Source organism: Kribbella antibiotica (assembly GCF_004349055.1).
Classification (GTDB): domain Bacteria; phylum Actinomycetota; class Actinomycetes; order Propionibacteriales; family Kribbellaceae; genus Kribbella; species Kribbella antibiotica.
In genome coordinates, this window is record NZ_SMKX01000029.1 from 70577 (window position 1) to 78756 (window position 8180).

Annotated in this window: 8 protein-coding genes; 4 read left to right on the forward strand and 4 right to left on the reverse strand. The window is 64.5% G+C overall.

Annotated elements, in window-relative coordinates:
- Positions 1-175: 175 nt before the first annotated feature.
- The 4 genes from E1263_RS12990 to E1263_RS13005 all read right to left on the reverse strand — a co-directional run bounded on the left by E1263_RS12990 (position 176) and on the right by E1263_RS13005 (position 2544).
- Positions 176-604 (reverse strand): toprim domain-containing protein, encoded by a 429-nt coding sequence (locus E1263_RS12990; protein WP_132167511.1) that lies wholly within the window; start codon positions 602-604, stop codon positions 176-178.
- The gene (locus tag E1263_RS12995) at positions 604-1140 is read right to left on the reverse strand and encodes a hypothetical protein (RefSeq protein ID WP_132167512.1); all 537 of its coding nucleotides are present in this window, start codon (positions 1138-1140) and stop codon (positions 604-606) included. Before E1263_RS12995 ends, E1263_RS12990 begins: the two co-directional genes overlap by 1 nt.
- Before the next feature lie 116 nt (positions 1141-1256).
- On the reverse strand, positions 1257-1718 hold the full coding sequence (locus tag E1263_RS13000) for a PPC domain-containing DNA-binding protein (protein WP_132167513.1): 462 nt from the start codon (positions 1716-1718) through the stop codon (positions 1257-1259).
- Positions 1705-2544 carry a hypothetical protein gene (locus E1263_RS13005; protein ID WP_165956593.1) on the reverse strand — a complete coding sequence of 280 codons (840 nt, stop codon included), beginning with the start codon at positions 2542-2544 and terminating at the stop codon, positions 1705-1707. The genes E1263_RS13000 and E1263_RS13005 overlap by 14 nt, the downstream gene beginning before the upstream one ends.
- A 475-nt stretch (positions 2545-3019) precedes the next feature.
- On the opposite strand from E1263_RS13005, the gene E1263_RS13010 reads away from it, so the two are divergent.
- From E1263_RS13010 to mobF, 4 genes are all read left to right on the forward strand, one after another.
- Positions 3020-3346, forward strand: a complete 327-nt coding sequence (locus tag E1263_RS13010) for a tyrosine-type recombinase/integrase (protein WP_272949660.1) — start codon at positions 3020-3022, stop codon at positions 3344-3346.
- Positions 3343-3681: a helix-turn-helix domain-containing protein gene (locus E1263_RS13015; protein ID WP_132167516.1), complete on the forward strand. Its 339-nt coding sequence runs from the start codon at positions 3343-3345 to the stop codon at positions 3679-3681. Before E1263_RS13010 ends, E1263_RS13015 begins: the two co-directional genes overlap by 4 nt.
- A 118-nt stretch (positions 3682-3799) precedes the next feature.
- Positions 3800-5230: a site-specific integrase gene (locus E1263_RS13020; protein WP_132167517.1), complete on the forward strand. Its 1431-nt coding sequence runs from the start codon at positions 3800-3802 to the stop codon at positions 5228-5230.
- 180 nt (positions 5231-5410) lie between these two features.
- On the forward strand, positions 5411-8180 hold a 2770-nt coding region (gene mobF / locus E1263_RS13025), incomplete at its 3' end, for a MobF family relaxase (RefSeq protein ID WP_132167518.1).

Sequence of the window (8180 nt, forward strand, 5' to 3'; positions counted from 1 at the left end):
GTACGTCGCCAACCTCAGCGACCACACCATTTGGCGCGTCGGCACCGCGCGGGGCTGCAACGACGTCCACCTCACCGGCCCCTATGTCACCTGGATCAAACCTGGTTCCGACGGCAAATGCGGCGGCCAGATCCTCATCCACTGGCGCACACCCCGATGATTCACGCCTCCCGGGTCACAGCTCAGGAGATGGGCCTTGCTTCATGTCTGGCGAGATGTCATCGGTACGGCGCGTTGGAGCGCGGCGTGCTTGGCGGCGACTGCGATAGTCGACCAGCGGCCGGCTGAGAAGCAGTTCCTCATGAAGTTGTTGAAGGCCGCCGCGCGTAGTCCGCATGGCGGCTGGCGCGATGCCACGAGACAGGTCGACGGCCTGAACCCGCCGAAAGATCTTGGCGAGATCAGGGAGGCTTTCGATCGCCCGTTCGCGCGCTGAGTCATTGTCGGACACCATCACGACCACGGTGTCTGTTGCTGCATGTCCCCCGAGGATCCGCGCCTGTTCAGCGGACAGCAGTGCGCCACACAACGGGATGCCGGCCCATCGACCACGACCCAGGCGGCTGACGTTCTCGATCGCGAAGGCGTCCAGTGGATCGTCCACTAGAACTGGAAGCCCCTCCCCGCCAGGATCTCGAGTTGTTCAGCGATCCCGATGACACTTCCTGAACGGCGATAGATCTGCGTGTTCGGTGAACTGCTGTAGTAGATCCCGTCACCATTCCGCCGTACGCCAGTGAAGCCGACGATCTGCAGGCGGTCGTTCCTTGCCGGCAGCATCAATTGGTCGCGGAACCGGTCGACCAGTCTTCCGTCCGCGCCTACAACTCCTAGTCCGGCGTTCCGCATGGTCTTCAGGTCGAAGCCCAGAGTTCTCAGATGATCTACCAGCCGTGACCGCGAGGCCGGCGCGTATCCGACCATCCACCTCGACCCCTCGTCGAGCTGCGCCAGAGCACCACCCCGCTTGAGATAGTCACGTGACCACCCCTTCTTTTCCCTGAACAGTTCGCGGCGGTAGAACCGTGCCGCAGCCTGACTTGCCTCGAGCAACCGTCGCAGGTGCGCCGCAGTGGGAACTGCGTTCGGATCAGGGATCCGCGAATCTTGCGCCTTCCTCCACGCCGCCAAGTGGTCCATGCCTCGACGGTCGCGTCGATGACGACGATCCAGAACCCAGATCCGGCGATCCAGGAGCTCAAACCAGACAAGAGAATCCTCCTAAGCCAACCTGCAGCAGGGTTTGCTGCTTAGCTTCATTCGCCGAAGGAGAGCAGAGGAACGTCGTACAGGTTGGCGTTCCGCTTCCGCGAGAACGACGGACCCGTCACCTCAACGACATACATCTCGGTCAGGAACTGGATCTTGGCGCCGAGCAGGTGACTGGTGTGAGCGACAGCTGAATGAGCCTTCAGCCCGACCGACACATGGATGTGCGGTAGGACTGTCGCCGACTCTTCGTCGTAGGCGAGAGTTCCCCCGCCGACGGCTTCGACGTTCTCGAGGTGCACCGAGCTCCAGACTGGCGCGTCCGGGTTCTCCAGCTTCTCGCAAGTGCCCACGAGTTGGACCTCGCGCATGCCCGCGATGAACATCGGGATGAAGCCCTGACGGACGTTGTACTCGGCGCAGAACTCCGCCAAGGCAGTGTAGAAGTCGTCACCGTGGTCGAAGTGGACTGCAAAGGTCCGACCCATGGTCAGTTCAGCGGCGCGCAAAATCGTCTCCTTCGAGTACGTCGATGTAGGCAACGTAGCGAATCGCGGTGTTGAGGCCGCGGGTGGACAGCAGCCGACTGCGTGGATGAGCGATGTCGTCGACACCGACGGCGGCCAGCTCGACACATCGCCGCCGGAACCAGCCCCACGGCACATCCAGATAGCTTGCCAGCGCAGCGAGCCGCCTCGCCGGAGTCGCCTGAGACGTCAGAGAGTCGCTCACGACCTCCCCCGCGAGCCTTCGGTACGTGATCAAGCGCGATTGTGGCGCGCTCGCCTCGACACACCACAGCCCGGGGCTACCCAGCCAGTTGGCCACGATCGCTCGATCGGCCAGCACGAAGCCCTCGACCACGGAGTGCTCGGGCTGCGTGCTGAGTTCCACCCTGATACCGAACGCCTCCATCAGCGCCATCGCGAGCAGCAGCATGACCCGCTCGTACTGTGGAGATGCCGTGACCTCGCTCTCGGGGATGCAGAACCCGCGACGCATGTTCGTGAACCTTCGCGACGTACGTCGGAGATAGTCGAACTTGTGCGACCACAGCAGCCAGGCGGTGGCCTCCTCACCGCGTTGCTCCCGAGTCCAGAACAGCGGAGCATCCTCGATCTGATTCAGATGCCGTGCAATGTGACGTGAGCAGAATCGCGAGCCCAACCACTGGCTAGCGACCGGATTCAAGGTCGGAACCTCGTCGATCACACCGCGCGAAACCGCCGATTTCTCATGGTGCGCGACATACCCCTGACTGCGCACGAGTTGGGCATCATCGGCCAGCAGAGCCGTGTCTGCGTTCGCTGTCGCCCAAATGATGCCGACTGTCATGTCGTCGACGATGTTCGCCAACGACACTGCTTGCGGACCTAAACGACGACCGGCGCGGTCCGTGAATCGGCAGCCGTCTGCCACATAGTGCCGACTGTCCTCATCAACCGCAACAACAAGTGCACGTCGGTCCGGTCGGTTGAGGACGGACAGACTCTCGGCGTCGGGGGCAACCAACAGGACACCCCTGTCGATGCGATCGGCAGGCCAATAGTGAGCAGCCACCTCGGCCCCAAGGTACGACCGACCTGCAGGAATCTTCACACGTTCCGTCGGACTCGATGTGGTTCGTGGCTGCAACAGCGTCAGAAGATCGACCGGCTCCAGGCCGGCGGGAGCCCGCTTGATCGGCGGGCGAAAACCCAGGTCTTGTGCTCGTTCCACCCCGAAAACCTGACAGAACGCGTTTCGTACATCCGAGCGCGGCCAGTAGTACCAGCCGCGCTCGTAATCGGAGATCCGCCCCCACTTCGGACTGGAGAACAACGCGGCTGCATGGCCATCGGAACGAGGGTTGCGGGTCGGAGCGCAGCAGCTGAACAGGCGCCTGGCCGCCTACCGCGACGCCCTCGGCATGGACCCCGCACTGGACTTCCACTCTCTGCGCCGCTCCTACGTGACCCACCTGATCGAAGACGGCTGGGACCCGCGGTTCGTGCAAGAGCAGGTCGGCCACAACCACGCCTCGACCACCTCGATCTACACCTGCGTGTCCTCGGACTACCGCACCCGAACATTGCGCCGCGCCCTCGATTCGATGGTCACCGACGCCCTAACCCCAACAACAGGAGGCAAACGATGAGAGGCCAGAAACGCCAGGTCAGCTACCAGTGGCGGCTGCGAGACATCATGGCCGAGCACCAGATGTTCGCCACCACCGAGCTCGTCCCGCTCCTGCACGAACGCGGGATCGACCTGTCTGCATCGCAGGTCCACCGGCTCGTCACCGGCACACCCGAACGCCTCTCACTGGCCGTTCTCGCCGCGCTTTGCGACATCTTCGACACCGACCCCGGCGAGCTCATCCCCACCGACGCCGTCAACCTCGGCGTCCGCAAAACCGCCAGCGGCACCGCCGCACCCACCAAGGCCAGCGTCGCTGGCCTGCGCCCGAAACGGGCCCGCATCACCGACTAGATCCGGCCCCCGCACTTCTATGACATCGACACCTTCACGCTGCGCGCGCTGCCACCGGCCCCTGCGAGGCGCCACCACCGCGCAACCCGATAGCACTCCCCCGACTGAACGCGTGGTGGTGGCAGTCAAGCGGTGGCCCGAAGGCCCGATCTGCTCGGGATGCTTCGCCAAAGCCCGCGAAACCTACGGCCGTTGCAGCACCTGCGACACCGACCGGATGCTGCCCGGCATCAGCGCCAGCGGCCAAGGACTATGCACCGACTGCGCGGGCGGTCTCGGCGACTTCACCTGCACCCGCTGCGGCCAGGAAGGCTGGCTCCACTACGCCGGCATCTGCGGCCGCTGCGTCCTCACCGACCGACTCACCACGTTCCTCGACGACGGCACCAGCAGCATCCGGCCCGAACTCCAGCCGCTGTTCGCGTCGATCTGCGCGATGAGCAGACCCCGATCCGGGATCCTCTGGCTGTCCAAACCCCACGTCCCACCCATCCTGCAAGCCCTGGCCAAAGGCAATGTCCCGCTCACCCACGAAGGGCTCAGCAGACTCACGCCCTGGCGCTCAGTCGTGCACGTCCGCGACCTGCTCATCAGCTGCGGAATCCTCCCACCCATCGACCGATACCTGTTCTTGTTCGAGCAATGGCTCCCGACCTGGCTCGACACCATCACCGACCCCGAGCACCGCAAACTGCTCCACCGCTTCAGCACCTGGCACATCCTGCGACGCCTCAGAACTACCGCCCAAACAGGACCCATCGGGCACTACCGCAACCAAAACGCCCGCTGCCAACTCCGAGCAGCAGCCGCCTTCCTCGCCCACCTCTCCACCCGCGGACACGACGCACAGCAATGCACCCAAACCGACCTGGACAGCTGGTTCGCCACCGCCAACAGCACCGGCCGACAAGACGTCCGATCGTTCCTGCGCTGGGCAACCGAACACCACACCATGGCGCGCCTGACCGTTCCCGCCAGCTTCACCGACAATCCCGCACCCATCAGCAACCAGCAACGCATCGACCTCATCCGGCGCATCCACACCGACCCCGCCATCGCCCCGATCGACCGCGTCATCGCCCTGCTGATCCTGCTCTACGCCCAACCACTGCCGCGGATCGTCCGGCTCACTCTCGCCGACATCAGCCGCGACGGCGAACAGCTCCTGATCCGCCTCGGTGACCCGCCCGTCCCCGTCCCCGAACCTTTCGCCGAGCACATCACCACCTACGTCGCCAGCCGCCCGAACCTCACCACCGCAACCAACCCCGACAGCCAACTACTGTTCCCCGGCCGCCGCGCGGGCCAACCCATCCACCCCACCAGCGTCCGGCTCCGCCTTCAGAACCTCGGCATCCCCAATCTCAACGCCAGAACCAGAGCCATCCGCGAACTGTTGCTCCAAGCACCAGCACCCGTCGTGGCAACAATGCTCAACTACACAAGCCAACGAGCAGAACGAATCGCCGCCGAAGCCGGCAATACCTGGAAGACCTACGCCGCCGGCGACCACACCCGCCGCCCAAACCCAACCCCCGATCGACGCTGACAGACCAAACTCACGCGCGCTCAACCGTTGAGCCCACATGATTGGCGACAGACGAACAGGACGCCCTACCGGTAAAAGGCCGCGAATCAACTCAGATGCGATCTCGTAGCCCGCTGCGCGTTGAGCTGGCATGCACCAAATGCAGCGCGGGTTTGAGGCCCGTTCCGGAGGCGGGCCGGCATGCTGAGCATCCACAGGCTGACGGCTGGTGACGGCTACAAATACCTGCTCCGTCACATCGCTTCCGCCGACATCGACGGTCGTATGGCCACACCGCTGACTGCGTATTACGCAGCGACCGGCTACCCGCCTGGTCGTTGGTTAGGTTCCGGGCTCGTCGGCCTCGGCGATGGGCAACTGGTTGCTGGAAGCGAGGTCTCCGAGGCACAGATGGAGGCACTTTACGGGCGCGCCGAGGATCCCTTGACCGACCGTACGCTCGGACAGCCATACCGGGTCTATAAGAGTCCGACGAGCCGCATCGACGAGCAGACCCGCGTGCTCGATCCAGGCCTGAACGATGACGATCGGCATGCCGCGATCGACCGAATCCGCAAGACCGAGATGCGGAGAAAGTCGCGGCAAGCTGTCGCCGGCTTCGACTTGACGTTCTCCCCCGCAAAGTCAGTTTCCGCGCTCTGGGCGACTGCGGACGTCGGAGTACAGGAGCAGATCGTTGCCGCACATCACGAGGCAGTCCAACAAGTCCTTGACCTCATCGAGCAGCACGCTGCATTCACCCGAAGCGGCCACGACGGGATCGCCCAGCTCGATACTCGCGGCGTCATCACGGCCGCCTTCGACCACTGGGACACCCGCGCCGGTGATCCGCAGCTGCACACCCACGTCGTTGTCGCCAACCGCATACAAGGCCCCGACGGCAACTGGCGAACACTGGACGGGCGTGTTCTGTTCCAGTCGGCAGCAATGTCCGAGATCCACAACGTCCTCCTTGCCGACAACCTCAGCCGCCGCCTCGGAGTGACCTGGGAACTCCGCGAACGGGGCCCCCGCCGGAATCCGGCATTCGAGATCGACGCAATCCCCGACGATCTGATCAGAGAGTTCTCGGCAAGGACGGAGCAGATCGAGACCAACCTTGCACTCCTCCTGGACGAGCGCGGAGACGATCTCCACCCACCCAACCGTCGCGAGATGTATGTCCTCAGGCAACAGGCAACCCTTCTGAACCGGCCACCAAAACACCTCGCGCGACCACTCGCAGAACTGCTGGCCAGCTGGAAGCGACGTGCTAACCAAGCGGTCGGAAGCACCGTCATCGCGAGCATTCAGCAGTCGCTCGCGCACGGGCCCGAACGACCGTTGGCTGCCGACGACCTGAGTCCGGAGACCATCGACGCGTACGGCGCCGCAACGGTTCTGACCCTGCAGAACAAGCGAGCCACGTGGACCCGGTGGAACCTCATGGCCGAGGCAGCGCGGCAGACCCGCCTGATCCGAATCGTCTCCTCCGACCAGCGCTTCGCCGTACTCCAGTTAATCGTCGAGGCCGCCGAGCGGCACTCAATCAGCCTCACCGCGCCAGACCTCGTCGCCCTCCCGGTGACCCGTGCCAGCGGCGAGAGCGTCTTCACCATCCACAACGGCCAGATCTACACCTCGCCAGTCATCCTTGGCGCCGAATCAGTACTCCTCGACCTGGCCCGCGACCCGTCCGGGCCAAAGGTCAGCCACGAACACATGCCGACAACCGACCTCAGCGCCGACAAGGTCCACGCCATCCAACGGATCACCACCAGCGGACAGAAAGTAGAAGCTCTGATCGGCCCAGCCGGCACGGGCAAGACCAGCCTCCTGTCCGTACTCGCCACCACCTGGCAGGCGACACACGGTCCCGGCTCAATCATCGCCCTCGCCCCATCATCAGCCGCCTCACAAATCCTGTCCGACGCCATCGGTTCCCCCACCGAGAACATCGCCAAATGGATCTACGAATCAACCGGGCTCGGCGCCGAAACCCGTCGGCAACGCCTCCAACAGACCGAGTACGCCGCCCAGCTAGCCCACCGCAGCCGCCGCAAAGTCCGCCACCAACGGCTGGCGACCCAACTCGCCGGTCTCCGCGCCGAGGAGGACCGTTGGACCTTCCACAAGAACCAGCTCGTCATCGTCGACGAAGCCTCCATGGCCAGCACCATGGAACTCGCCATCCTTGCCCGCGCAACCAACGCCGCCGGAGCCAAACTCCTCCTCGTCGGCGACGACGCCCAGCTCGGAGCCGCCGACACCGGCGGCGCCTTCCGCCTCATCGCCAAAGACACCCAAGCAGCCGAACTCACCGATGTCTGGCGCTTCACCAACCCCTGGGAACGCGACGCCAGCCTCGCCCTCCGAACCGGCAACCTCACCGTCATCGACACCTACGACGACCACAACCGCCTCACCGCCGGCCCCACCGACGAAATGGAAACCGCCGCCTACCAAGCCTGGCGAACCGACACCCACGCCGGCAAAACCAGCCTCCTCATCGCCGCCGACAACACCACCGTCGCCCGCCTCAACAACCGCGCCCGCCTCGACCGCATCACCACCGGCGAAGTCGAACCCGACGGCATTCAACTCCACGACGGCACCCACGTCGGCCTCGGCGACCACATCGTCACCCGCCTCAACAACCGCCGCCTCCGCTACGCCAAAACCAGCTTCGTCCAAAACGGCAACCTCTGGACCGTCATCCACCGCTGGCCCGACGGCTCCCTCACCGTCCAAAACCACAACCAAGACACCGTCACCCTCCCCACCACCTACGTCCAAGAATCCGTCGAACTCGCCTACGCCACCACAGCCCACCGCGCCCAAGGCGCCACCGTCGACACCGCCCACCTCCTAGTCACCGACCACCTCACCCGAGCCCTCCTCTACGTAGGCCTAACCCGAGGCCGCCACACCAACCACGCCTACATAGCCACCCACCAACCCACCCCAGACC

Bases quoted from the DNA above. Each gene is read 5' to 3' on its own strand.
- E1263_RS12995 (WP_132167512.1), bottom strand. From the start codon at position 1,140: ATGGACCACTTGGCGGCGTGGAGGAAGGCGCAAGATTCGCGGATCCCT.
- E1263_RS13005 (WP_165956593.1), bottom strand. From the start codon at position 2,544: ATGACAGTCGGCATCATTTGGGCGACAGCGAACGCAGACACGGCTCTG.
- E1263_RS13015 (WP_132167516.1), top strand. From the start codon at position 3,343: ATGAGAGGCCAGAAACGCCAGGTCAGCTACCAGTGGCGGCTGCGAGAC.